We start from the raw sequence: 24701 nt of genomic DNA on the forward strand, positions 1-24701 counted from the left end.
GCACCCTTCGGCGCACCGGACACTTCTCGGGCGTCCTCCGCAGTGACACCGCCGCGGACCCGTCTCCGGGTTCGACCCGCACCGACGCCCACGCCGCGGCGTAGTCCCCCGTGGTGGGAGCCCGCCCTTCGGCGCCTCTGACGCATCTCCCCAGCAAGACGCCGATTTCGCCACACAGCGGCGGTTCCCGCCCCAGGTGGCGACCCGCTGGGTGGGATGGCCCGGTGACCTGGCAGTTCACCCCGCCATAGCGTGAATTCGTCACGAGAACCGTGACATCCGGTCCGATTCCGGGCCCGGACGATTCACGCTCGTGGAAGGACATTGAAGTGAACGGACAGGATTCGGAACGCGACGTCACCGCCCGGTTCGACGTCGTCGTGGTCGGCGCAGGCATCGCCGGCGTGTATGCCGTGCACCGGTTCCGTCGGCAGGGCCTGACGGTCCGCGCGTTCGAGGCCGCCTCCGGCGTGGGCGGCGTCTGGTATTGGAACCGCTACCCCGGCGCGCGCTGCGACGTCGAGTCCGTCGACTACTCGTACTCGTTCTCCCCCGAACTCGAGCAGGAGTGGGACTGGAGCGAGAAGTACGCCACCCAGCCCGAGATCCTCGCCTACATCAACCACGTCGCCGACCGCTTCGACCTGCGCCGCGACATCCAGTTCGACACCCGCGTCACCTCCGCCACCCTCGACGAGGACACCCTGCGCTGGACCGTGCGCACCGACCGCGGCGACGTCGTCTCCGCGCGCTTTTTCGTCGTCGCCGCCGGACCGCTGTCGAACGCCAACACCCCCGACTTCGCCGGCCTCGACACCTTCGCCGGCGACGTCTTCCACACCGCGCAGTGGCCGCACGAGGGCGTCGACTTCACCGGTAAGCGCGTCGGTGTGATCGGCACCGGCTCGTCCGGCATCCAGTCGATCCCCCACATCGCCGAACAGGCCGAGAAGCTGTTCGTCTTCCAGCGGTCCGCGAACTACAGCGTCCCCGCCGGCAACGCCGCCCTCGACGACGCCACCCGCGCCGAGCAGAAGGCCACCTACGCCGAGCGCCGCCGTCTGTCCTGGGAATCCGGTGGCGGCTCCCCGCACCGCGCGCACCCCAAACTGACACTCGAGGCATCCGAGGAAGAGCGCCGCGCCGCCTACGAGGAGCGCTGGAAGCTCGGCGGCGTCCTCTACTCGAAGACCTTCGCCGACCAGCTCACCGACCGGGCAGCGAACGACACCGCCCGCGAGTTCTGGGAGGAGAAGGTCCGCACCGTCATCGACGACCCCGCGATCGCCGAACTGCTCATCCCGAACGATCACGCGATCGGCGCCAAGCGCATCGTCACCGACAGCGGCTACTACGAGACCTACAACCGCGACAACGTCGAACTGGTCAACCTCAAGGCCGCGCCGATCGTCGGCATGGACGAGACCGGCATCAACACCACCGCCGGCCACTACGACCTCGACGCGATCGTCCTCGCCACCGGATTCGACGCCATGACCGGCTCGCTCGAGAAGCTCGACATCGTCGGCCGCGGCGGACAGAGCCTCAAGGAGAAGTGGGCCGCCGGCCCCGAGACCTACCTCGGCCTCGGCATCGACGGCTTCCCCAACTTCTTCAACCTCACCGGACCCGGCAGCCCGTCGGTGCTGGCAAACATGGTCCTGCACTCCGAACTCCACGTGGACTGGGTCGCCGACGCGATCGCCCACCTCGACGACCGCGGGGCCACCGCCATCGAGGGCACCCCCGAAGCGGTCAGCGGCTGGGTCGAGGAATGCCGCACCCGCGCCGAGGCATCCCTGCTGAACACCGCCAACTCCTGGTACCTCGGCGCCAACATCCCCGGACGCCCAAGGGTTTTCATGCCGTTCCTCGGAGGCTTCTCCGCCTACCGCGAGATCATCGGTGAAGTCGCCGAATCCGGATACAAGGGCTTCGTGATCCACGAGTGATGGCGCTCGGCCGGCAAAAGTGTCAGCGCCCCCGTCGTCGAACGCCGACGGGGGCGCTGACACCGTCGCCGTCCTCCCGCTGGCACCCTCGCCGTCCTCCACCGACACCGAGACGCGGCGCGCACACGTGGCGGGCCACTACACGGTGCGGTATCGACGCACACCGCCCGGATGGCGGAACGTGCACCGGCCGGAGGCGGCGGTTCGACGCGACCGCAGCTGGTTCCACTGGTACTGACGCAGATCGAGGCCGTGTTCGGGCACTTCACCCGAACACGGCCTTCGCTGTTTCCCGGGGCCAGGTGGTCAGTTCCGCCCGTCGAACAGCGCATCCGGGCGCAGCTTCTCGCTCAGCACCCGGGCGCGTTTGGACGCGAGACGCTCGAACGCCTCGGGGTGCGTCAGGATCCAGAAGTCGTCGCGGGCGATGCCGTCGAACAGCAGTTTCGCGGCCTCGTCCGGACCCATGCCCTCCCGGATCTGGTCGCGCCAGAATCCGGCGTCGGCGGCGGTCTGCTCGTGCACCGGCGCGTCCTCGAAGATCCGGGTCGCCACCTGTCCGGGGCTGAACACCGACACCGCGATCTGCGGGAACGCCTCGGCGCACTCGAGATACACGCTTTCGGTGAGCGCCTGCACGCCGTGCTTCGACGCCGCGTACGCCGTCATCCGCGGAGTGATCGCGATGCCGCCGACCGAGCACGTGTTGACGATGTGCGACGGGCGCGGGTCGGCACCCATCCGCGGCACGAACGACCGGATGCCGTGGAAGACACCGAGCAGGTTCACGTCGATCACCCGGCGCCACTCGTCGGCGGGCACCTCCCACGTGAAACCGAGCGATTCGAGACCCGCGTTGTTGAGCAGCACCGTCACCTCGCCGAATTCGGCATAGGCGGAATCGGCGAGCGCATCGACGGCGGCCGCGTCGCGCACGTCGGTCGGTACCGCGAGCACGGCGGCGCCACCGGCCCGCAGATCCGCGGCGACCGCGTCCAACCGTTCGGCCGCGACGTCGGCGAGCACCACGTTCATTCCGAGCGAGGCCGCATGCCGCGCGGCGCTCTCCCCGATCCCGCTGCCTGCGCCGGTCACGACCGCCGTACGGCCCCGCAGATCCTCGAGCCTCACAGGGCTCCTCCTACTTCACGCAGTGGCCGGCATCGACCGGCAGCGTGACGCCGGTGATGTAGCGGGACTCGTCGGATGCGAGGAACAGGCTCGCGTTGGCGATGTCCTCGGGTTCGATCATTGCGACCGGCAGCAGGTGCATCGACTGCGTTCCCGCCTCGAACTGTTCCTGCGTCGGTTCCTCGACGCCCGGGCAGAAAGTCCGCATCGTGGACGGGTTCTGGATCATCGGGGTCCGCGTGTTCGCCGGGTGGATCGTGTTGACCCTCACGCTGTGCGGCGCGAGCTCGTTCGCGAGCGACTTCATCAACCCGACCACACCGTGCTTGGCGGCGGTGTAGTGCCCGACGCTGACCAGCCCGCGCAGACCCGCGATGGAACTGATCAGCACGATCGAGCCGCCGCGGCCGCCGTCGACGATGTGCGGAATGCCGGCCTTGCAGGTGCGCCACACGCCGGTGAGGTTGACGTCGAGCATGGTCTGCCAGCGCTCGGACCCCATCTCCACGGCGGGCCCCGACGAGCTGATGCCTGCGGTCGCGCAGATGACGTCCAGACGCCCGAGCGCCTCGACGCCCTCCGACACCGCGGCGTCGAGCGCCTGCTGGTCCCGGACGTCGGCCTCGAACGCGCAGATCTTGCGGCCGAGCGCCTCGACCTGACGCACCGTCTCCGCGAGGTCCTCCGGCGACGCACCCGGGGTCGTCGAGTGTTCGACGGGCGCGCACACGTCGACGGCGATGACGTCGGCGCCCTCCTGGGCGAACCGCACCGCCTGTGCGCGGCCCATCCCCCTTGCCGCACCGGTGATCAGCGCGACCTTGCCTTCGAGACGTCCGCTCATCACGCCACCTTCTGGGTCTGACCGGCGTCGATGACCATCTGCAGGCCTGTGACGTACCGGGATTCGTCCGATGCCAGGAACAGCACTGCATTGCTCACGTCGATCGACTCCACCCACGGCACGGGCAGCAGCATCCGCTGCGAGAGCACCTCGGCGACGTCGGCCTCGGTGGGGTTCTCGAGGTCCGGCCGCAGACGGGCGAACGTCGTCGGGTTGATCGTCATCGGCGTCGCGACGGCACCGGGATGGATCGTGTTGACGCGGATCGACCGCTTGCCCAACTCGTTCGCGAGCGTCTTCGCCAGTCCGGTGATCGCATGCTTGGCCGCGGAGTAGTGCGACGCGCCGGGAACCGCCTTGATCGCGGCCGTGGAACTGACGATGACCACCGATCCTCCCGCCGGATTCAGTTCCGCGACACCCGCCTTGACGGTGTGCCACGTTCCGGTGACGTTCACGTCGATCGACCGGTTCCAGACCGCGTCATCGATCGTCCATGAGGGCCCGGGGTTGTCGCAGATGCCGGCGTTGGCGACGACGACGTCGAGCGGACCGAGTTCACGCACCCCCGCCTGCACCGCCGAGGTGACGGCGTCGAATTCACGGATGTCGGCGGTGCCGACGACCGCGCGCCGCCCCAGTTCCTCCACCAGGCGGGCCGTCTCGGCCAGATCGGCCTCGGACTGCCGCCCGGGCAGGTCCAACGCGAGAATGTCCGCGCCTTCCTCAGCGAGACGGACCGAGTGTGTGCGGCCCATCCCCTTCCCCGCGCCCGTGACGAGCACAACCTTGCCGGACATTCGTGTCATGGTCACTCCCTTCGCCGAGTCGCGACGCTGCCACCGCATCGGGAGCGGCGGCAGAGGTCCTCCCGCGTGATGGGAGGCCCGACCCCGGTGCCGCGGACCGGCCCGCGAGGGCGTGCTCGCCACACGGACCTGCCCTTCGCCGACGATGCCCGGGCGGTTCCATCCAGCGGGAGAACCCCCTTCCGCCGGACACCGCCGCCGAGTTCTATGAGGCGGATCACAGGACAGCCCCCTGATGGCACGGAGGACCCCCATGTCACTCGACACCACTTCCACGAACGGCTCGGCCGACCAGAACGAGATCCGCGAGATCGAGGCCGCGGCCGCCCCCACGCGGTTCGCCCGCGGTTGGCACTGCATCGGACTCCTCCGGGACTTCCAGGACGGGAAGCCTCATCCGATCGAGGCGTTCGGCACCAAGCTCGTCGTGTTCGCCGACAGCAACGGCAAGCTCAACGTCCTGGACGCGTACTGCCGGCACATGGGTGGCGATCTGAGCCGGGGCGAGGTCAAGGGCGACTCGATCGCGTGCCCGTTCCACGACTGGCGCTGGGGCGGTAACGGCAAGTGCACGGACATCCCGTATGCCCGCCGCGTGCCCCCGCTGGCGAGGACCCGTGCGTGGACGACGCTGGAGCGCAACGGCCAGCTGTACGTGTGGAACGACCCGCAGGGCAACCCCCCGCCTGCCGACGTGACGATTCCCGAGATCGCAGGCTACGGAAGCGACGAGTGGACGGACTGGAGCTGGAAGACCCTGCGCATCAAGGGTTCGCACTGCCGCGAGATCGTGGACAACGTCGTGGACATGGCGCACTTCTTCTACATCCACTACTCGTTCCCGCGCTACTTCAAGAACGTCTTCGAGGGCCACACCGCGACCCAGTACATGCACTCGACCGGTCGCGAGGACGTCATCTCCGGCACCAACTACGACGACCCGAACGCCGAGCTGCGCTCGGAGGCAACGTACTTCGGCCCCTCGTACATGATCGACTGGCTCGAATCGGACGCGAACGGCGTGACCATCGAGACGGTCCTCATCAACTGCCACTACCCGGTGTCGAACAACGAGTTCGTGCTGCAGTACGGCGCGATCGTCAAGAAGCTGCCGGGCCTGTCGGACGAGGAGGCGGCCGGTATGGCCGCGCAGTTCGCCGAGGGCGTGGAGATGGGCTTCGAGCAGGATGTCGAGATCTGGAAGAACAAGGCCCCCATCGACAACCCGCTGCTGTCCGAGGAGGACGGCCCGGTGTACCAGCTGCGCCGCTGGTACCAGCAGTTCTACACGGACGTCGAGAACGTCACCGAGGACATGACCAAGCGTTTCGAGTTCGAAATCGACACCACCCGGGCGATCGCGAGTTGGCAGAAGGAAGTCACGGAGAACCTCGCGAAGCAGTCCGAAGGTTCCGCGGCGACCTCGTAGTCGGCCGTAGAACCCCACCACCAGAAGGAAACACAACATGAGCTACGAAGTTCTGGCCCGCATCGAGGCCGCCGCCGACGACATCTTCGTCGAGGGCGTCGAGGCCGAGCGCATCGGCAAGGTCGCCGACGCGACCGCCAAGCGCATGAAGGAGGCGGGCTCGATCCGGATGCTCCAGCCCAAGGAGCACGGCGGTCTCGAGGTCCATCCGCGAGAGTTCGCGGAAACCGTCATGCGGATGGCGTCGCTGAACCCGTCGGCCGGCTGGGTGCACGGCATCGTCGGTGTGCACCCGTGGCAGCTCGCGTTCGCCGATCCCAAGGTGCAGCAGGAGGTCTGGGGCGAGGACCAGGACACGTGGCTCGCCTCCCCGTACATGCCCGGCGGCATGTGTGTTCCCGTCGACGGCGGCTACAAGTTCTCCGGCAAGTGGTCGTTCTCCTCCGGTACCGATCACTGCGACTGGGCGTTCCTCGGCGCGATGGCGTGCAACCCAGACGGCAGCATGGAGATGCCGCCCCGCATGCTGCACGTGATCATTCCCCGCACCGACTACGAGATCATCGAGGACTCGTGGGACGTGATGGGCCTGCGTGGCACCGGCTCGAAGGACGTCGTCGTCAAGGACGCGTTCGTGCCCGATTACCGGGTCATGGACTGTGACGAGGTCATCGACGGCACCGCCGTCCGCAAGTACGGCCGCACCGAGACCGTGTACCTGATGCCGTGGTCCACCATGTTCCCGCTCGGCATCACCTCGGCCACGATCGGCATCTGTGAGGGTCTGCTGCATCACGCCAACGAGTACCAGCGTGAGCGGATCAACCCGCAGGGCACCGCCGTCAAGGACGACCCGTACACGATGTTCGCGATCGGCGAGGCCGCCGCGAAGCTGCGGTCGGCCCGGGATTCACTGCTGGCCAACGTCGATCGCATGTGGGACCTCGTCGACGCAGGGAAGACCCCGACCTTCGAGCAGCGCGCGGCCGGTCGCGAGACCCAGGTCAACGCGGCCTGGCAGGCCGTCACCGCGATGGACCAGGTCTACGCGCGCTGCGGTGGCAACGCACTGCGTATGGACAAGCCGATGCAGCGCTTCTGGCGTGACGCACACGCCGGTCTGCACCACGCGATCCACGTCCCGGGCACCGTCTACCACGCCGCGACCCTGAGCGGCCTGGGCGTGGACCCGCAGGGTCCGCTCCGGGCGATGATCTGATCCGCCGGATCCAACACAACTCGAATCAAGTACGGAGACAACGGATGACCAACCCCAATGTCGGCGGCTTCGGAACAGACGTCCGCGGCCTGGGCTACGTGAAGATCCAGACCAACGACATCGAGCGCTGGCGCACGTTCGCATTCGACGTCCTCGGCTTCGCCGAGGGCACCGGACCGGACGAGAACGCCCTGTACCTGCGCCTGGACGAGCGCAGCGCACGCATCGTGGTCGTGCCGGGGGACGACGACCGCGTCGTCACCGTCGGCTGGGAGGTTCGTGACCACGCCGCACTGGTCCGCGTCCAGGCTGCCGTCGAGGCCGCCGGCGTTGCGGTCAAGCCGCTCTCGGTCGAGGAGGCGGACGCCCGCCGCGTCGAGGAGGTCGTGACCTTCGAAGACCCCAGTGGCGCAACGCTCGAGGTCTTCCACGGCCCCGTCCTCGATCACAGTCCGGTCGTCACCCCGTTCGGCGCGAAGTTCGTGACGGGGGCGCAGGGTCTCGGCCACGTCGTGCTGCCGGTGACCGATGTGAACGGCACGTTCGAGTTCTACACCGAGGTCCTGGGCTTCCTGCCGCGCGGCGCGTTCCGTCTGCCGGCTCCCCCGGAGTTCGGCCCGGTGCGCCTGCGCTTCCTCGGCGTGAACCAGCGTCATCACAGCCTCGCGCTGATCCCGGCACCGCACGGTGGCGCCCCCGGCCTGATCCACCTCATGGTGGAGGTCGACACGCTCGACGCCGTCGGCCAGGCACTCGATCGTGTCGTGAAGGACGGCTTCTCGGTGTCGTCGACGCTGGGCCGCCACACGAACGACAAGATGGTGTCCTTCTACGTCCGCGCACCCGGCGGCTGGGACATCGAGTTCGGCACCGACGGCAAGCTGGTCGACGAGACCTTCTACACGGCCGAGGAGATCACCGCCGACAGCTACTGGGGCCACGACTGGTCCGGCAGCGAACCGCTCGCCGCGATGTAGCGAACCGCATCCACAACCGCACTCTCTCCCACCAGGGGGAACCCCCCGTCCTGCCGCGGACGGAGGGTTCCCCCTTTCGGCATTTCCCGAGCGCAGGTGATCCACTTCACAAATCGTCGAACCTGTGTCATTATTTCTAATCGAAATACCCATGTCAGGTGGGTATAGCAGCGATGTTCGACAGAAGTGAGGGAGACATCGATGACCGCAGCAACCACCGCGGACGCCACCCCGACCTCGATCCTCGAACGGGTTTCACTCGTCCTGGACACCTTCGACGGCCCCGGCCGGCTCACCCTTGCCCAAGTCGTCGAGAGGACCGGCCTGCCGCGGTCGTCGGCGCATCGAATGCTCGAACGCTTCGTCGAGATGCGGTGGCTACGCCGCGAGGGCAGCGACTACGAGCTCGGCACCCGACTGATGGAGCTCGGCTCGCTCGCGGTGCACCAGAACCGCCTGCATGCCGCGGCCAGACCCATCGTGCAGGAACTCCACCGCGTCACCGGGTACGTCGTACATCTCGGCGTCCTGGCCGGCAACGACGTGCTCTACCTCGACAAGATCGGCGGCCGACTCGCGACCGAGTTGCCGACCCGGGTCGGCAGCCGCTACCCGGCGCGCAGCTCCGCGATCGGCAAGGCCCTGCTCGCCTTCACCCCGAGCCGCACCGACGACCTCGCCGGGTTCACCCCCGAACTCCGCAAGGTTCGGGAGGTCGGTGTCGCGTACGAGGTCAGCCAGATCGCCGGCGGCATCAGCGTCATCGCCGTCCCCATCGGCCTGGCGGGGGATGTGGTCGCGGCCCTGTCGATCTGCGGCCCCTCCAGCCACCTCAAGTTCGATCACCGTCACACCGCCCCGGTTCGGATGGCCGCCAACGCGATCCTGCAGACACTCAACGGGCACAGCAGCGGCGCGGCACCGATCACGCACCGTAACCGGCTCCAGAGCCTGCCCACCGCCGCGCTCCGCCAGCGCGTGCGGTCCGCCTGACCACCCCAACCGATCGAGGAACACCATGCCGATCGACCCCGAGGTCCAGTCGATGCTCGAGATCCTCGACACCGGATTCCCGCGCGTCGAGCAGATGACCGGCTCCCAGGCGCGGGCCGCGATCCGGGCCCGTCTCCAGCCGGTCCCGAACCCCGAACCGGTGGCATCGGTCCGGAACATCGACATCGACGGACCCGCTGGGCCGATCCCGGCCCGTGTCTACCAGCCCGAAGCCGAAGCCACCGAACCGCGTCCGGTGGTCGTGTTCGCACACGGCGGCGGATTCGTCTTCTGCGACTTGGACACCCACGACGGCCTGTGTCGCGCCCTGTCGAACGGCGTGGGCGCCGTCGTGGTGTCCGTCGACTATCGCCTCGCACCGGAGCACCCGGCGCCGGCGGCACTCGAGGACGTATATGCCGCACTGATGTGGACGAAGGCGAACTGTGCGGCACTGGACGGGGATCCGTCCCGGCTGGTCGTCGCGGGCGACAGCGCCGGCGGCAACCTCGCCGCCACCGTCGCGCTGGCCGCGCGTGATCGTGGCGGTCCGGCGCTCGCCGCGCAGGCCCTGCTGTACCCGGTCATCGACGACGATTTCGACACCGACTCGTACCGCACCTATGCGGAGGGCCACTTCAACACCCGCGCGGCGATGCAGTGGTACTGGAAGCAGTACGCGCCGGGCGGCGCCGACAGCCCGCTGGTCTCCCCCGCCCGCGCCGAGACCCTCGCCGGACTGCCCCCCGCCGTCATCGTCACCGCCGGTCGCGATCCGCTCTGCTCGGAGGGCGACGCCTACGCCGCGCGGCTCACGTCAGAGGGTGTACCCACCACCCATCGTCGGTACGACGACCTGTTCCACGGGTTCATGACGGTCGCAGCACTGTCGGTCACGCAGGTGGCGCGAAAACAGTTGTGGGAGGACCTGACCGACGTGCTGGGCGCCGACGGTCGGTGATTGCCCGCCTCGAGTGGTGCTGGGCGGTCAGTTCCGCTCGCGCCGCTCGAGGCCCTGGACGAAATCCTCGACATCACGCCAGGACCCGGCCACCTCCGGGATCGGGTTGCCCAGTTCGTCACGCTCCCGCACCCGGGAGTACGTCTCGGCGGCATCGTCGATGTCGTCGAGGATCTGCCGGGCCAGGTCCATCTCCGCCTGGAAGTAGCGCTCCGCCCAGATCAGGCTCATCTTCGAGAACGCCCAGGACGGTTCACGCGTCGCGTGGTCGCCGTGCAGTTTCGCCTGCTCGCGCATCGACTCCATGTTCTCGATGTGCGACCGGACCAGAGCCTTGAGCTGCTCGGGCTCGTTCAGGTGCCCCATCCACAACCGCAGCATCAGACCGTGTTTGAGCACGGGCTGCTCCACCGGCGAATCGCGTGACCAGTTCCGCACCGCACGCGTCCCCCGTGCCGTGATGCGGTAGATCCGCCGGCCGCGCTCGCCCGGCTCCGAGACCATCTCCGACTCGACCAGACCGAGCTTCTCGAGCTTCTTCAGCTCGGCGTAGATCTGACTGATCGACGGACTCCAGTAGAAGTAGCCGATGCTCCAGTCCGCCCACTTCTTGAGGTCGTATCCGGTGAGCCCCTCGCCGTACGTCAGCATGCCGAGAACCGCCCAACTGGTGGCGGGCAGCGACGGGTAGCCGTCGTCGGCAGCCGGTGCGGCGGAATCGGTCTCGGACATGACCGAAGACTAACAGCCCAGGTCGGTGCCGCCGGCGGCTCGGCGACTTCGACCCGCTCACCGGGAGAACTTGTCCCACTCCACGGAATCGAAGGCGCGCGAATCGCCGAACTGTGACTACCGTCACGAATCGAACCAGGGAGGTCCGATCATGGAAAGCGTCCGCTGCAACAGCTGCAGCAACCGCGTCCTCGTCGAGAAGTACAGCGAGGCACACACCAGCATCCAGTGGCTCGAGGACGCTGACAGCGCGTGTCCCGAATTCGCCGAGTCACGAACCACGAACGGGCGCGCCTGTGTCCCCACGTGCCGCAGGCTGCAGGAGACGATCGACGAACTGATCCTGTCCGGGCAGATCGGCATGTCCCTGCGCAGCTACCCGGTCCCCGGTCGCCTCGAGTGAACCGGCGAGTCCTGTTGACGCCCCTCGCGTCTCGCAAATACGCTGCCGCCTGAGCGAGCGTTCGATAAATCAGCTTGTTTCACAGCCGGGAGGCGGAACCGGTCAGAGGATCGCTTCCGTCCTGGCCACAACATATCCAACCGAACCAAGCAAATGCTTGGTTCGGCGTTTTTCGGGTGTCCTAGGAGGGCAGTCATGGGAAATCGGCGTCCAGTTGTCGTCGCAGCGGTTGCTGCAGCGTCCGTTCTGACTCTCGCGGGGTGCGGCAGTGCCGACTCCGCCGAGTCCGGCGGTGCCGATCAGCCGTACCGCGTCCTCGTCACCGGCGGCATCAGCGCGCAGGGCGTGCTCGCGGCCAACGCGCAGACGTCGATCCTGGCGACCAAGGCCGGTGTCGAGGTGCAGAACCAGGTCGGCGGCATCGGCGGTCGCCAGATCGAGCTGACCGTCGTCGACGATGCCGGTGACGCCACCATCGCGGTCACCAAGGTGCGCGAGGCCATCAACAAGCAGAAGCCCGACCTGGTCCTCAACTCCGGTCCGTCCTCCGTGGGCGCCGCCGTGCTGCCGATCCTCAAGCAGAACGACATCCTCTCGTTCAACGTCGCACCCACGCCGGATTCGACGGACCCGTCGAAGTTCCCGCTCAACTTCGACCTCGCTCCCGGTGCCACCGACAACGCTCGCGGCATCGTTGGCCACGCGAAGGAGAAGGGCTACGACAACATCGGCGTCATCCACGGCAGCACCGCGTACGGCGAGCTGTTCGGCGAGGAGATGACTTCGGCGCTGGAGAAGGCGGGCCTGAAGCAGGCCGGTAACGAGGAGTACGAAGCCACCGCGCTGGACATGACCGCGCAGCTGCAGTCGCTCAAGAACGCCGGCGCCAAGGCCATCGCGCTCGACGCGTACGGCGCACCGCTGGGCTACGTCCTGCAGAGCATGCAGCGACTGGGCTGGGACGTCCCGCTGATCGGCAACACCTCGGTCTCAAGCACCAGCCTCGTCGCCAACGAGCCGCCCAACGGCGTCCTCGGCACGCCGGAGGTGAAGAACCTTGTCTCGCAGGTCTTCACGAGCACCGTCTACGACCCGGACAACGCGGCCGTGAACCAGATGGTCGACACGATGGCCTCGCTCGGCACGATCTCGTCGACCCTGATCATCGCCGACAACTACGACGCGTTCCCGCTCGTCGCCGCCGCAGCCGAGAAGGCGGGCACCACGACCGACGCCGAGAAGCTCGCCGAGGCACTCGAGACCGAAGAGGTCCAGGAGAGCGCCAAGACCGCCTTCCTGTCGCGCTACAACTTCACCGCCGACAACCACGGCCCGAACCCGGCGCAGGACGAGATGAAGTTCATCGCGCCCACCAAGGTGGTCAACGGTCAGTTCGGAAACCCGCAGGCATGAGTTCGAGGATCGTCGTTCCCCGTTCGACGCGGAAGAGGTACTCGCGGTGACGATTCTGTGGTCGGGGCTCGCCCTCGGCGCTGTCTACGTGCTCGTCGCGATCGGGTACAACATCGTGTTCGTCTCGTCGAACACGTTCAACTTCGCTCAGGCGCAGTTGATGATGGTCGGCACGTTCGTCGCATACACGGGTCTGGTGACGCTGAAACTGCCCGTCCTGGTGGTCGCCGTCATGGCCACCGTGACCGTCATGATCCTCGCGGCGATCGAGGAAGTGGTGGCGATCAGACCGGTCGCGGACCATCAGAACCAACTCGTCACGACACTGGGTGTGGCGACGCTGCTCAACGGTGCGACGCAGTTGATCTGGGGCAGTGAACCGTTGACGGTTCCGTTCTTCGGCTCCAACGACCCCATCACTCTCCTCGGTGGGCGCACCTACCCGGTCGAGATCGCCCTGCTGGTGCTGTCGATCGTGCTGGTGATCGTGCTGGGTCAGCTGAGCAAGCGGACCATGACGGGACTGGCTCTGATGGGCGTCTCGGAGGACCGCGAGGCCGCGATGCTTCGCGGTGTGAACGTGCGCCGCATCGCGATGGGCGCGTTCGCTTTCTCCGGCGCGCTCGCCGGTGTGCTGGGACTGTTCGTGGGCCCCAAGACCTTTGCGGTTGCGACGCTGGGTGCCGCGCTGGCGCTGAAGGGGTTCGTGGCACTCGCGATCGGCGGGTTCGGGTCACTGCCGGGTGCGCTGATCGGCGGCCTGACCGTGGGCCTGGTCGAGTCGTTCACGGCGCTGTGGGCGGGTAGCCAGTACAGCAACATCGCGGTGTTCCTGGTGCTGATCGTCATCCTGATGGTGAAACCGGCCGGCTTGTTCGGCACGGTGAAAGAACGGGTGGTGTAGCCATGCAGATCTGGCGGACTCTCCGCGCAATCCCCAGTTGGATCTTCGCGCTCGTCTTCGGCGCCGTGGTGTTCCTCGCGCCGATCCTCGGTTTGGACGCGACCAACACGCGTCAGCTCCAGCTCGCGTGCATCCTGGCCCTGGTGGTCAGTGGCCTCAACCTGAGCCTCGGGTACGCGGGTGAACTCGCGCTCGGTCAGGCCGCGATGTACGCGGCCGGTGCGTACACGGCCGGTCTGATGTCGCAGGCCGGGCACACCGAGATCCTGCTGCAACTGGTGGCCGCGGGTGCGGTTGCACTGGTGGTGGGCATCGTGACCGGCGTTCCCGGTCTGCGACTGGGCAGTTGGTCGCTCGCGATGACGTCGTTCTTCCTGATCCTGCTGGTGCCCGACATCCTCGCGATCTTCGGCGGCAAGACCGGCGGCCGTAACGGCCTGTCCGGCATGGAGCCTCCGACGCTGTTCGGGCAGGACGTCGACAAGGACTTCTACTACGTCGTCGTCGCGGTCACGATCCTGTGGTTCGTGGTGATGCGGAATCTCGTGGTCTCCCGCCACGGCATCGCGTTCCGCACGCTCAAGCAGTCGCCGGTCCTCGCCCAGTCGCAGGGCGTGTCGGTGTACCGGATGAAGCTGCTCGGATATGCGATCGGCGCCCTGCCCGCCGGACTCGCGGGTGCGTTGTTCGCGAACACCGACCTGTTCATCTCCCCCGAGGCGTTCGGGTTCACGTTCGCGACCGCGGTGCTGGCGGCGTCGATCCTCGGTGGGTCGGCGAGTGTCTACGGCGCGGTGATCGGCGCGGCCGTCATGCAGTTCGGCCCCAACCAGTCGACCGCGTTCCAGGAATACTCGCTGATCTTCTACGGCGGCTTCCTCATCCTCGGTGGCGTGCTGCTCTCGGGCGGCCTCACCAAGGTGTTCCGGAATCTGGCGGCCAGGCTCGACCGCAAGGCCGGCATCGGGGTGGCGGAGCGGGGGGCACCGCGGGATCCGAACGAGGTGCCCGTCGTGGCGCCGATCGCCGGATCCACGCTCGAGGTCGACGGCATCTCGAAGGCGTTCGGCGGCAACCAGGCCCTCGAGTCGGCGACGCTTCGCGCCGAAGCAGGCCAGGTCACCGCGCTGATCGGCCCCAACGGTTCCGGCAAGACGACGATGCTGAACATGATCTGCGGCTTCTACACCGCGGACGCGGGTCGCATCGTCATCGGAAACACCGAGGTCCAGACGTTCGCTCCGCACAAGGTCGCCCGTGAGGGCGTGGCGCGCACGTTCCAGACCCCGAACATCCCCGAGAACGTCACTGTCCTCGAGGCGGTCGCGTCGGGCCGGTACATGACCGACCGCGCCTCGATGCTCTCGGCCGTGCTGAGACTGCCGAGCTTCCGGAAGGTTTCGAAGGCGGACGTCGACGAGGCCGAGCGGGTCCTCGAACTCGTCGGGATGTCGCACCTGAAGGGCGAGGTCGCGACTTCACTGCCCCTCGGTATGCGGCGCATGCTCGAGGTCGCGCGTGCCGTGATCGCGGAGCCCCGGGTGCTGCTGCTCGACGAGATCGCCTCCGGCATGGACGAGGACGAGCTCGTCCGGCTCGCTGTCCTCATCCGGGCGCTGCGCGACGCCGGCGCCACCGTCCTGTTGGTGGAACACAACTTCCGCCTGGTGCTCTCGCTCGCCGACACCATCGTCGTGCTGGCGCAGGGTCAGGTCATCGCGTCCGGTCCGCCCGAGGAGATCGAGCATCACCCGCGAGTGCTCAGCGAGTACCTCGGCATCGACCCCGACGGCGGAGCCGCGGTGGAGCTGGAGAAGGTGAAGTGATGGAACCGGTTCTGAGCGTACGGAATCTGCAGTCCGGCTACGGGGACCTGCGGGTGGTGTGGGACGTCTCGTTCGACGTCTTCCCGGGCCAGGTCACCGCACTGCTCGGACGCAACGGTGCAGGCAAGACGAGCACCCTGCGCGCCATCTCCGGCCTGAACAAGATCCACTCCGGCAGCATCGAGATGGACGGCCAGGACATCTCCGGAGTGTCCGCCCACCAGCGGGTGCGTCGCGGCATGGCCTACGTGCAGGAGGGCAAGCGGGTCTTCCACAAGCAGACCATCGAGCAGAACCTGCTGCTCGGCGGCTACACCCGCAAGAAGCGTCGCAGCGCCCTCCGGGCCGACGTGGACCGTATCTACGAGATGTTCCCGATCCTCGGAGAGAAGCGGAACCTGTTGGCGGGCTCCATGTCCGGCGGCCAGCAGCAGATGCTGGCGATCGGCGCGGCCCTGATGGCCAACCCGACGCTGCTGCTTCTCGACGAACCGTCCGGAGGTCTGGCCCCGGTCATCGTCAACGAGGTCATGGAACGCGTCCAGCTGCTCAAGGAGACCGGCCTGGCCGTCCTCCTCGTCGAGCAGGCGGTCGAGGCGGCGATGAGCGTCGCCGATCACGTCACCGTCCTCGACATCGGCAAGGTCGTCATGGACGCACCGGCATCGGACATCGACGACATCGCGGTCCTCAAGGACGCGTACTTCGGTCGCGTCTGACCGACAACACCGGCGGGGAGCTCACGGGTCGTCACGCATTCGATGGCGACCCGTGAGCCCGCGCGCCCCGTCACACGACGACGGGGACCGCGGCGGCGACTCGGGCCCCGCCGCTGAGCGCGTGGTAGGCCGCGGCGACACCTCGAACCGCGACCCGCAGTTCGCCTTCGTCCAGGGCGTACGGCAACCGGAGGTACCGCTCGAAGGCGCCCTCCACACCGAACCGCGGCCCCGCGGCCAGCTGCACGCCGTGCGCGGGCGCGGTCGCGGCGACCGCCGTGGACAGCGGTTGCGGCATCTGCACCCACAGCGCCATCCCGCCCGGGCCGGGATCGCAGCGCCAGTCGGGCAGCTCGGCGGCCAGCGCGTCGAGCAGCGCCGCCCGCTGCCCGTACAGCCGGTGTCGTCGCGCCGGCAGCACCCGGTCCGGCTCGGAGAGCAGTTCCGCGGCGGCGAGCTGCTCGAGCACCGCGGTCCCCAGGTCGAGGGCGGCACGGACGGCGAGCAGCCCGTTGATCGTCGACGCGTCCGCCCGGATCCAGCCGATCCGCAGCCCGGGCCAGAACGCCTTGGACATCGATCCGATGGTGACGACGTCGGCGCGAGCCCCGATCGCGAACCGCGCCACCGGCGTCGGCGTCGGGGCGTCCAGGCCGAGATCGGTCATCGTCTCGTCGATCACGAGCGTCATCCGGGTGTCACCCGCGATCCGCACCAGCTCGGCGCGGCCCGCGTCGTCCAGGCAGAACCCGGTGGGATTGTGGAAGTCCGGGACGAGATACGCGAGTTTCGCCGCGGTCTGACGGGCCGCGGTGCGCAGACCGTCGAGGTCCCAGCCCCGAGCCTCGAGCAGCAGAGGCACCGGAACCGGTCGCGCCCCGCGCCGGACGATCGCTTCGATGGCGTTGGTGTAGGTCGGATGGTCGATCAGTACCCGCTCCCCCGGCCCGGTGAGCAGCCCCAGGAGCAGCACCAACGCCTGCTGGGCACCCGTGGTGATCATGATCTGCTCGGGATCGGTGGGGACGCCGCGGTCCCGGTAGCGCTGCGCGACCGCCTCCCGCAACGAGGGCAGCCCGTGTGGTTCGAGGCCGTGGGTGCCGAGCTGTCCGGGGAGCCGGTCGAGGGCCGCGGCGTAGGCGTCGCGGATCGCGTCTGCGGGCGCGGACATCGCGGCGCAGGTCAGGTCGAGGACCCGGCCCGGCGCCGGGCCGCCCCGCGGCGGTGCGACCCGGCCGGTGCGCGGCGAGGCCGCGCCGTCCGGCATCGCAACGGTGCTGCGCGAGCCCTGCCTGCTCGCCAGGTAGCCGTCCTCGCGCAGCACCGCGTATGCGGAGGTGATCGTGGTGCGGCTGAGGGCGAGGGCGGCGGACAGGTCCCGCTCGCTGGGCAGCGCGACCCCCAGCGGGATCCGGCCATCGGCGACCAGCAGCCGGATCGCGTCGGCGAGGGCGCGGTAGGCGGGGCGGCGCCCGGTCCGGCCCACCGTCTCGTCGGACTGCCACCGGCCGAGGTCGCGGGCCAGGGAGCTCGCGCCGATCACCCGCATGGGAAACCTCCGTGTCGCGTCATGAGAGCCAGTATTCGCAAACTGGACCTGTCTTTCAAGACCAGTTGCGGCGCAGAGTGGACGCATGTTGCCCGCACTCACCTTCGTCGCAGTCCTGACCCTCCTCGCCTGCGGGTGCCAGATCGCGCGCCGCCGCGGCCGCAACGTCTTCCGGATCGACCAGTTCGCACCGGCCGCTCCGCTGGTGGGACGGATTCCGGAGGACCGAGACGCGGACCGCGCCGTCCGCGACCTCGACGCCGCCCGCTCGCACCGGGAGGCACCCGCCTCCCGTGTCGCTGCCCGACACTGAACCAGTCCAGTTGTCGACAACTGGACCTGTCGGACCCGAGCCGCATACTGGACCGGTGACCCGCTATGCGCTCTTCGACACCGCCCTGGGCCGCTGCGCCGTGGTGTGGCGCGAGACCGGTGTGGTCGGGGTACAGCTGCCGGAGGGTTCCGACACGGCCACCGTCGCCCGCCTCTGCGACTGCTTCCCCGACGCGACTCCGGACGAACCCGACGCTCCCGCCCGCCGGGCCGTCACCGGCATCACCGCGCTCCTCGCCGGCGAGCCGGACCCGCTCGCAGACGTCGACGTCGACCTGGCCGCCGTCCCCGACTTCGACCGCCGGGTCTACGCCGTCACCCGCACCATCGGCCCCGGCCGCACCATGACCTACGGGGAGGTCGCGGCCGCGATCGGCAGCCCCGGCGCCGCGCAGGCCGTCGGGCAGGCGTTGGGACGCAACCCGATTCCGATCCTGGTGCCGTGCCACCGGGTGCTCGCCGCGCACGGGGCGGTGGGCGGGTTCTCCGCGGCCGGCGGCACGATCACCAAACGCGCCCTGCTCGCCGCCGAGCACACCCCCGGCTTCGACGACCCCACCCTGTTCTGATCCGCGGTCGAACCGGTAGCGGTCAGGTCATCGCGCCCGTGACGAGTGGCGCAATGACCCGCCGCGCCAGATCCCGGGCGGCCGCGTCGTCGTCGAGGTCCAGGTGGGTGCTCGGTACCAGCAGATAGCCCAACGTCACCCGGATGACCGCCTCGGCACGCAGGTTGGCGTCGCCGCCGGGCAGCCGGCCTTCCTGCTGGGCCGCGACGATGCGGGCCGCGATGAATCGATGTCCGATCTCGAGCGCGGACGGGGTTCCGGTCGACAGCATCGCCAGCAACTCCCCGCCACGGTCGACCCCACGCACCACGAAGCGCCGCCGCAACCGCAGACAGGCCAGGAATGCCTCCGCGATCCGCTCCGTCGGGTCGGTGACTGACGTGAACGTGTCGGTGATCCGGTCGAGGAAGGCCCGCAACGCGTGGGCCACGGCCGCCTCGAACAGCGAATCCTTGCCACCGAATCGGCGGAACAGGGTGGCGCGGCTGATTCCGGACCGCGCGGCGACATCGTCCATCGTGGCCGCCCGCGTGCCCTGCTCGGCGAGTACTCCGAGCGCGGCGTCGTACACGGCGACGTCCTCCAACTCCGACGGTTCCGGCGATCCCGCATGCCCGATCGCACGCTCGAACAGACGGGGAAGCGAGGCACCGGGACGAGTCACGCGACCAGTATCGACCATGCGACTATTATGCTATCAATAGTCGCATGACAGCAGGATCGGCCGCCACTGACCGTGAGATCCCGAGCGACACAGCACCACTCGGCCCCGATTCGGTCGCCTGGTCGGTGTTCGGCGACCTGACCTTCGTCCTCGGTGCGACCCACCGACTGCTCGTCGACGTCGCCCACCCGACCGTCGCGACCGGTGTCCGCGAGTTCTCGGTGTTCGCGACCGACCCCTACGGACGTGCGCAGCGCACCCTCGACATGATCATGGGGGTCGTCTACGGCCGCGAGGATGCGCTGGCCGCGGCGCGGGCGCTCAGGGAACGGCACCGCGACATCAAAGGCCGCGGTCCCGACGGCAGACGATGGAGTTCGCTCGACGCCGAGGCGTTCCACTGGGTGCATGCCAGCCTGGTCCACGGCGTTCACGTCCAGCAGCGGGTGCTGGGCCGTGGCTGGCGACCGGGCGAGGCCGAGCAGTTCTACCTCGAGATGCGTCGGGTCGGCCGGATGTACGGGATCCGCGAACGGGACATGCCCGCCGACTGGCCGAGCTTCCTGGCCTGGTTCGGCGAGATGACCGCGTCCCGCCTCGAACGCTCCGACGTCACCGATCAGGTGCTCGCCGTGGCCGGCTCGCCGTCACCACCCCCGATTCCGGTGCTGCGGCTGCCGGTCCTGTGGAACCACACCGTCCGTCCGATCGCGGGGGCGGTCCTCACCCTGGTCACCGCCGGGCTGCTGACACCCGAACTCCGGGAGCTGTTCGGGCTTCGGTGGACCCGCGGACACCACCTGGCGTTCACGGCCGTCGCCGCCGTCTCCCGCACCGTGCTCCCGCGGCTGCCACGAACACTGCGCCTGGTGCCGCAGGCGCGCAAAGCCGTGACAGCGGCACGCTCGGCCGACCTTCCCCACACCGGCGCGACTCCGTACGAGGTGCTGTCGATCCGTAGCGCCGACGGAACCCGCCTGCACACCGAGATCCACGGCAACGACACCGGACCGACCGTCGTCCTGGCCCACGGCGTCCTGTGCTCGACCGAGTTCTGGCACAACCAGATTCGCGACCTGGCCGACGACTTCCGGGTGGTCGCCTACGACCACCGCGGCCACGGACGCAGCGAGGCGCCGAAGCACGGACACTACAGCCTGGACCATCTGGCCGCCGACCTGCACGCGGTGCTCGCAGCCACCGTTCCCGACGGCGAGACCGCCATCGTCGCAGGGCATTCCATGGGCGGCATCGCCGTCATGCACTGGGCGGCGCGCTATCCGGAGGACGTCTCCGCGAAGACCCACGCAGTCGCCCTGGTCAACACCACGCCCGGCGAGATCCTCGACCACGTGCGGTTCCTTCGAGGCCCGCATGTGTTGAGCGGCACCCGCCGCCGGGTCGCACACGTGGCCGCACCCCTTGCCGGCCTTCCCCTGCCCGAACGGATTCCGCTCCGCCGACAGCTGGTGGCCCGTGTCTCCGTCGCCGCGGGTGCGGACGCCACCGTCGGGCGCCGGCTCGACCGCGTCATCGGAGCTACTCCCGCCCGTGGCCGACGCGGCTACGGGACGATGCTGGTCGACCTGGTCGACAGCCTCGACCCAGCGGCAGTCACGGTGCCGACGGTCGTGATCGCCGGGCGGCACGACCGGATCGCCCCACTCCCCCGGTCCCGGTACATCGCCGAACGGCTGCCCGCCCTACTCGAACTGCACGAGGTCGACAGCGGGCACTGCGCACCGCTCGAACGGCCGGACGTGGTGACAGCCGCCCTCCGCGACCTCGCCACGCCCGCATCGGTCGCCGAGGCAGCCCGATGATCCGAACCAGGAGGCACACCATGTTCCGGGCGACCCGTATCGTGTCCGCGATGGCGTTGGCGATCGCCGTCCTGGGGGCGACGCCGGTACACGCGGCACCGCCGGAAGGATTCGACGACTTCACCGGTGTGTGGCCGACAGCGGTCGACCCCGCGACCTGCCGCCCCGGGGACCCTGTCGAGACCGGCATCCAGGGCGAGGTTCCGCTCGCCGACCGGGTATCCGGCCGCAGCCGCGAAGGCTACGGCTGCAACATCGACCTCGTCGGGCAGTACCAGGGCGTTGGCGCCGGGCCGGTCAGCCCCAGCTACCGGCACTGCTCGTACATCGCGTCGACGTTCCCGACCAATCTGCTCGGCCCCGACGCGGGCGTGCACGTCGTCGACGTGAGCGATCCGACCGCTCCACGCCGCACGGCCGTGCTCACGGAACCCGCGATGCTCGGCGGCACGTGGGAATCGCTCAAAGTGCACGAAGGACGCGGGCTGCTGGTGGGCACCGGTGTCGGGTTGATCGAAGGCGGGGGATTCATCTCCGTGTACGACATCTCCCAGGACTGCGCCCACCCGAGGCTGCTGAACACCACGACCGGGTCGCTGCCGAACATGCCGATCGCGATCACCACCCATGAGGGGGCGTTCTCGCCGGACGGCAACACCTACTGGGCGTCCGGCATCGCACCGGGGTGGGTCAGCGCCGTCGATCTGACCGACCCCGCACAGCCCATGGTCGTATGGGGCGGGCTCACCGGGGTCGCCGCGCACGGGATGGGGTTCACACCGGACGGCAACACGATGTTCCTGTCGAACCTGGCGGGCCTGTCCGTGATCGACGTCTCCGCGGTGCAGAACCGCGCACCCCGGACCGTGATCGGCCATCCGCTCCCCCATCTCGGGCAGAAGTTCTGGACCGACGGGCAGATCAGTCAGCACAGCATCCACGTCACCTACGACGGCCGGCCGCACCTGTTCGCCGTCGACGAGGGAGGATCCGGCGGGGTCAAGCTGTTCGACATCGCGGACCCGGCCACCCCGAGGTGGCGCACCAGTGCCAAACTCGCGATCAATCTTCCTGAGCATCAGGATCGTTGGGCGGCGAGCGCCGCGGGCAACGGCCTGTTCGGATACGACGCCCACTACTGTTCGGTGGACCGGGTCGACGATCCGACCACGTTGGCGTGCAGCTGGATCCAGTCGGGCATCCGAGTGTTCGACGTGCGCGACCCGGACCGTTTCCGGGAGATCGCGTACTTCAACCCACCCGCCCAGACGGGGCGGCATCGTGAGCTGCCGAACTCGCTGCACGCGACGCTCGGCGCCATCCTCGGTCCGCCGATGATCGGCACCCTGGCGACGGCCCGGGCCGTCATCCAGGGCCAGACGGGTACCGACGGGATCGTCAACGACCAGAGCCGGTTGGTGGGTGCCGACCTGTCGGCCGACTGGTGTCTGTCCCCGCCCGAGTTCCACGGCAACCTGCTCTACGTCGCCTGCATGGACAACGGGTTCATGGCGTTGGAACTGGATCGCGCGGTCTACCCGCGATGAGTGCCCGGGCGATCGTCGCAGCAGTACTGTGCTCCGCAGTGGGATTCGCCGTCGGCGTCGCCGTCGGTGGCGACGAACCGGAGCCGACACCGCTGCCCGTGCTCGGCGAGGAGGACGCCGCGTTCGCCCAACAGATGTCGGCGCACCACCAGCAGGCGATCACGATGGTGCAGATGCTCGGCCCGGAGGCCGCACCCGACGTACGAGCACTCGCCGAACAGATCCGGTCTGCGCAGTGGCGCGAGATCGGAACCCTGACAGGCTGGCTGGAGCTGGCCGGAACACCGCAGTCTCCGGAGTCCGACGGCCACCGGCACGAGGGAACGGGCGGCATGGCCACCGGCGAGGAGCTGACCCGCCTCGCCGGCTCCGCCGGAGTCGAGCGCGACGTGCTGTTCCTACAACTGATGATCCGCCACCATCAGGGCGGAATCGAGATGGCGGCGGAGACTGCGCGGACCACGGACCTCCCCGCCGTACGTACCCGGGCGGTGGCGATGATCGAGGACCAGCGTCAGGAGCTCACCCTGATGACCGTGTCGTTGAACGCGCGCGCCGCGTCGGTGTTGCCGTACCCCTGACGGCCACACCGACGCGACGACCGGGTCGGTCGATCAGGCGAGCACGTCGTGCCGGACGATCGTCTCGTCACGACCGGGGCCGACACCGATGCAGGAGATGCGCGCACCGGAGAGCTCCTCGAGCCGCAGCACGTAGTTCTGCGCGTTGACCGGCAGCTCCTCGAAGGTGCGGCAGTGCGAGATGTCCTCCCACCAGCCCGGCATCTCCTCGTAGATCGGCTTGGCGTGGTGGATCTCGGTCTGCGACATCGGCATCTCGTCGTAGCGGACCCCGTCCACGTCGTAGGCGACGCAGATCGGCACCGTGTCCAGGGTGGAGAGCACGTCGAGCTTGGTGAGGAAGTAGTCGGTGATGCCGTTGACGCGGGTCGCGTAGCGGGCGATCACCGCGTCGAACCAGCCGGTGCGGCGGGCGCGGCCGGTGGTCACGCCGACCTCGCCGCCCTGCTTGGCCAGGTACTCGCCGTGGTTGTCGAACAGCTCGGTCGGGAACGGACCGGAGCCGACGCGGGTGGTGTACGCCTTGAGGATGCCGAGCACCGTGGTGATCCGCGTCGGGCCGATGCCGGAGCCGACGGCGGCGCCACCCGAGGTCGGGTTCGAGGAGGTCACGTACGGGTAGGTGCCGTGGTCGACGTCGAGCAGGGTGCCCTGCGATCCCTCCAGCAACACCGTCTCGCCACGCTCGAGGGCACGGTTCAGCTCGAGCCGGGTGTCGGTGATCCGGTGCTTGAAGCCCTCCGCCTGCGTCAGCACCTCCTCGACGACCTGCTGTGGGTCGAGGGCCTTCCGGTTGTAGATCTTCGCCAGCACCTGGTTCTTGAATTCCAGTGCGGCCTCGACCTTCTGGGTGAGGATCTTCTCGTCGAGCACGTCGGCGGCACGGACACCGACGCGGGCGATCTTGTCCTGGTAGCAGGGGCCGATTCCGCGGCCGGTGGTGCCGATCTTCCTGGCGCCGAGGTAGCGCTCGGTGACCTTGTCGATGGCCACGTGGTACGGCATGATCAGGTGCGCGTCGGCCGAGAGCAGCAGCTTCGAGGTGTCGACGCCCCGCTCCTCCAGACCTGCGAGTTCCTCGAGCAGCACTCCCGGGTCCACGACGACACCGTTGCCGATCACGTTCGTCACGCCCGGGGTGAGGATGCCGGACGGAATCAGGTGCAGCGCGAACTTGTCGCCGTTCGGCAGGACCACGGTGTGGCCGGCGTTGTTGCCACCCTGGTACCGCACGACCCACTGCAGGCTGCCGCCCAGTAGATCGGTAGCTTTGCCCTTACCCTCGTCGCCCCACTGGGCTCCGATGAGGACGATTGCCGGCAT

At 68.7% G+C, this 24701-nt stretch carries 23 protein-coding genes; 16 read left to right on the forward strand and 7 right to left on the reverse strand.

The window, feature by feature from the left end; genetic code table 11:
• Window positions 1-329 precede the first annotated feature (329 nt).
• Entirely contained in the window at window positions 330-1952 is a 1623-nt protein-coding gene (locus ACWEPG_RS23940) for a flavin-containing monooxygenase (RefSeq protein ID WP_452595501.1), read from the forward strand.
• 306 nt (window positions 1953-2258) lie between these two features.
• Here the strand turns inward: ACWEPG_RS23940 and ACWEPG_RS23945 are convergent, their stop codons facing one another.
• Genes ACWEPG_RS23945 through ACWEPG_RS23955 form a run of 3 tightly spaced genes read right to left on the reverse strand, consistent with a single transcriptional unit; the run spans window position 2259 to window position 4736 of the window.
• Entirely contained in the window at window positions 2259-3083 is an 825-nt protein-coding gene (locus ACWEPG_RS23945; RefSeq protein WP_452595502.1) for an SDR family NAD(P)-dependent oxidoreductase, read from the reverse strand.
• 10 nt (window positions 3084-3093) lie between these two features.
• Window positions 3094-3927: a mycofactocin-coupled SDR family oxidoreductase gene (locus ACWEPG_RS23950; protein WP_450114690.1), complete on the reverse strand. Its 834-nt coding sequence runs from the start codon at window positions 3925-3927 to the stop codon at window positions 3094-3096.
• On the reverse strand, window positions 3927-4736 hold the full coding sequence (locus tag ACWEPG_RS23955; RefSeq protein ID WP_452595503.1) for a mycofactocin-coupled SDR family oxidoreductase: 810 nt from the start codon (window positions 4734-4736) through the stop codon (window positions 3927-3929). The genes ACWEPG_RS23950 and ACWEPG_RS23955 overlap by 1 nt, the downstream gene beginning before the upstream one ends.
• A 253-nt stretch (window positions 4737-4989) precedes the next feature.
• On the opposite strand from ACWEPG_RS23955, the gene ACWEPG_RS23960 reads away from it, so the two are divergent.
• The 5 genes from ACWEPG_RS23960 to ACWEPG_RS23980 all read left to right on the forward strand — a co-directional run bounded on the left by ACWEPG_RS23960 (window position 4990) and on the right by ACWEPG_RS23980 (window position 10315).
• Window positions 4990-6165 carry a Rieske 2Fe-2S domain-containing protein gene (locus tag ACWEPG_RS23960; RefSeq protein ID WP_452595504.1) on the forward strand — a complete coding sequence of 392 codons (1176 nt, stop codon included), beginning with the start codon at window positions 4990-4992 and terminating at the stop codon, window positions 6163-6165.
• A 37-nt stretch (window positions 6166-6202) separates the two neighbouring features.
• Window positions 6203-7384, forward strand: a complete 1182-nt coding sequence (locus ACWEPG_RS23965; protein ID WP_450114687.1) for an acyl-CoA dehydrogenase family protein — start codon at window positions 6203-6205, stop codon at window positions 7382-7384.
• 44 nt (window positions 7385-7428) lie between these two features.
• On the forward strand, window positions 7429-8361 hold the full coding sequence (bphC, locus tag ACWEPG_RS23970) for a biphenyl-2,3-diol 1,2-dioxygenase (protein WP_450114686.1): 933 nt from the start codon (window positions 7429-7431) through the stop codon (window positions 8359-8361).
• A gap of 201 nt (window positions 8362-8562) precedes the next feature.
• Window positions 8563-9354, forward strand: a complete 792-nt coding sequence (locus tag ACWEPG_RS23975; RefSeq protein ID WP_450114685.1) for an IclR family transcriptional regulator — start codon at window positions 8563-8565, stop codon at window positions 9352-9354.
• Window positions 9355-9379: 25 nt separating this feature from the next.
• Complete coding sequence (locus ACWEPG_RS23980) at window positions 9380-10315, forward strand: alpha/beta hydrolase (RefSeq protein ID WP_452595505.1); 936 nt, start codon at window positions 9380-9382, stop codon at window positions 10313-10315.
• 27 nt (window positions 10316-10342) lie between these two features.
• Here the strand turns inward: ACWEPG_RS23980 and ACWEPG_RS23985 are convergent, their stop codons facing one another.
• A complete protein-coding gene (locus ACWEPG_RS23985; protein ID WP_450114683.1) occupies window positions 10343-11047 on the reverse strand; it encodes a PadR family transcriptional regulator in 705 nt (234 codons plus the stop codon).
• Window positions 11048-11198: 151 nt separating this feature from the next.
• On the opposite strand from ACWEPG_RS23985, the gene ACWEPG_RS23990 reads away from it, so the two are divergent.
• The 5 genes from ACWEPG_RS23990 (at window position 11199) to ACWEPG_RS24010 (ending at window position 16312) form a co-directional block, all read left to right on the forward strand.
• Window positions 11199-11450, forward strand: coding sequence for a hypothetical protein (locus ACWEPG_RS23990; protein WP_452595506.1), 252 nt, complete (start codon window positions 11199-11201; stop codon window positions 11448-11450).
• 195 nt (window positions 11451-11645) lie between these two features.
• Complete coding sequence (locus ACWEPG_RS23995) at window positions 11646-12863, forward strand: ABC transporter substrate-binding protein (RefSeq protein WP_452595507.1); 1218 nt, start codon at window positions 11646-11648, stop codon at window positions 12861-12863.
• 46 nt (window positions 12864-12909) lie between these two features.
• Entirely contained in the window at window positions 12910-13767 is an 858-nt protein-coding gene (locus tag ACWEPG_RS24000; protein WP_450114680.1) for a branched-chain amino acid ABC transporter permease, read from the forward strand.
• Window positions 13768-13769: 2 nt separating this feature from the next.
• Window positions 13770-15593: a branched-chain amino acid ABC transporter ATP-binding protein/permease gene (locus tag ACWEPG_RS24005; protein WP_452595508.1), complete on the forward strand. Its 1824-nt coding sequence runs from the start codon at window positions 13770-13772 to the stop codon at window positions 15591-15593.
• Window positions 15593-16312: an ABC transporter ATP-binding protein gene (locus tag ACWEPG_RS24010; RefSeq protein ID WP_450114678.1), complete on the forward strand. Its 720-nt coding sequence runs from the start codon at window positions 15593-15595 to the stop codon at window positions 16310-16312. The genes ACWEPG_RS24005 and ACWEPG_RS24010 overlap by 1 nt, the downstream gene beginning before the upstream one ends.
• 70 nt (window positions 16313-16382) lie before the next feature.
• Here the strand turns inward: ACWEPG_RS24010 and yczR are convergent, their stop codons facing one another.
• On the reverse strand, window positions 16383-17861 hold the full coding sequence (yczR, locus tag ACWEPG_RS24015; protein WP_450114677.1) for a MocR-like transcription factor YczR: 1479 nt from the start codon (window positions 17859-17861) through the stop codon (window positions 16383-16385).
• Between the two features lie 85 nt (window positions 17862-17946).
• Here yczR and ACWEPG_RS24020 point away from each other — a divergent pair, with 85 nt between their 5' ends.
• The gene (locus ACWEPG_RS24020; protein ID WP_450114676.1) at window positions 17947-18174 is read left to right on the forward strand and encodes a hypothetical protein; all 228 of its coding nucleotides are present in this window, start codon (window positions 17947-17949) and stop codon (window positions 18172-18174) included.
• A 55-nt stretch (window positions 18175-18229) separates the two neighbouring features.
• Complete coding sequence (locus ACWEPG_RS24025; protein ID WP_450136366.1) at window positions 18230-18763, forward strand: methylated-DNA--[protein]-cysteine S-methyltransferase; 534 nt, start codon at window positions 18230-18232, stop codon at window positions 18761-18763.
• A gap of 22 nt (window positions 18764-18785) precedes the next feature.
• Here ACWEPG_RS24025 and ACWEPG_RS24030 read toward each other — a convergent pair whose 3' ends face one another.
• Window positions 18786-19427, reverse strand: a complete 642-nt coding sequence (locus tag ACWEPG_RS24030) for a TetR/AcrR family transcriptional regulator (protein WP_450114674.1) — start codon at window positions 19425-19427, stop codon at window positions 18786-18788.
• Window positions 19428-19471: 44 nt separating this feature from the next.
• On the opposite strand from ACWEPG_RS24030, the gene ACWEPG_RS24035 reads away from it, so the two are divergent.
• Genes ACWEPG_RS24035 through ACWEPG_RS24045 form a run of 3 tightly spaced genes read left to right on the forward strand, consistent with a single transcriptional unit; the run spans window position 19472 to window position 23378 of the window.
• On the forward strand, window positions 19472-21250 hold the full coding sequence (locus ACWEPG_RS24035) for an alpha/beta fold hydrolase (RefSeq protein ID WP_450114673.1): 1779 nt from the start codon (window positions 19472-19474) through the stop codon (window positions 21248-21250).
• Between the two features lie 20 nt (window positions 21251-21270).
• Window positions 21271-22797 carry an LVIVD repeat-containing protein gene (locus ACWEPG_RS24040; RefSeq protein WP_450114672.1) on the forward strand — a complete coding sequence of 509 codons (1527 nt, stop codon included), beginning with the start codon at window positions 21271-21273 and terminating at the stop codon, window positions 22795-22797.
• Between the two features lie 38 nt (window positions 22798-22835).
• Entirely contained in the window at window positions 22836-23378 is a 543-nt protein-coding gene (locus ACWEPG_RS24045; RefSeq protein ID WP_450114671.1) for a DUF305 domain-containing protein, read from the forward strand.
• A 33-nt stretch (window positions 23379-23411) separates the two neighbouring features.
• Here the strand turns inward: ACWEPG_RS24045 and ACWEPG_RS24050 are convergent, their stop codons facing one another.
• The gene (locus tag ACWEPG_RS24050; RefSeq protein ID WP_450114670.1) at window positions 23412-24701 is read right to left on the reverse strand and encodes an adenylosuccinate synthase; all 1290 of its coding nucleotides are present in this window, start codon (window positions 24699-24701) and stop codon (window positions 23412-23414) included.

It is taken from the genome of Rhodococcus sp. NPDC004095 (assembly GCF_053604015.1).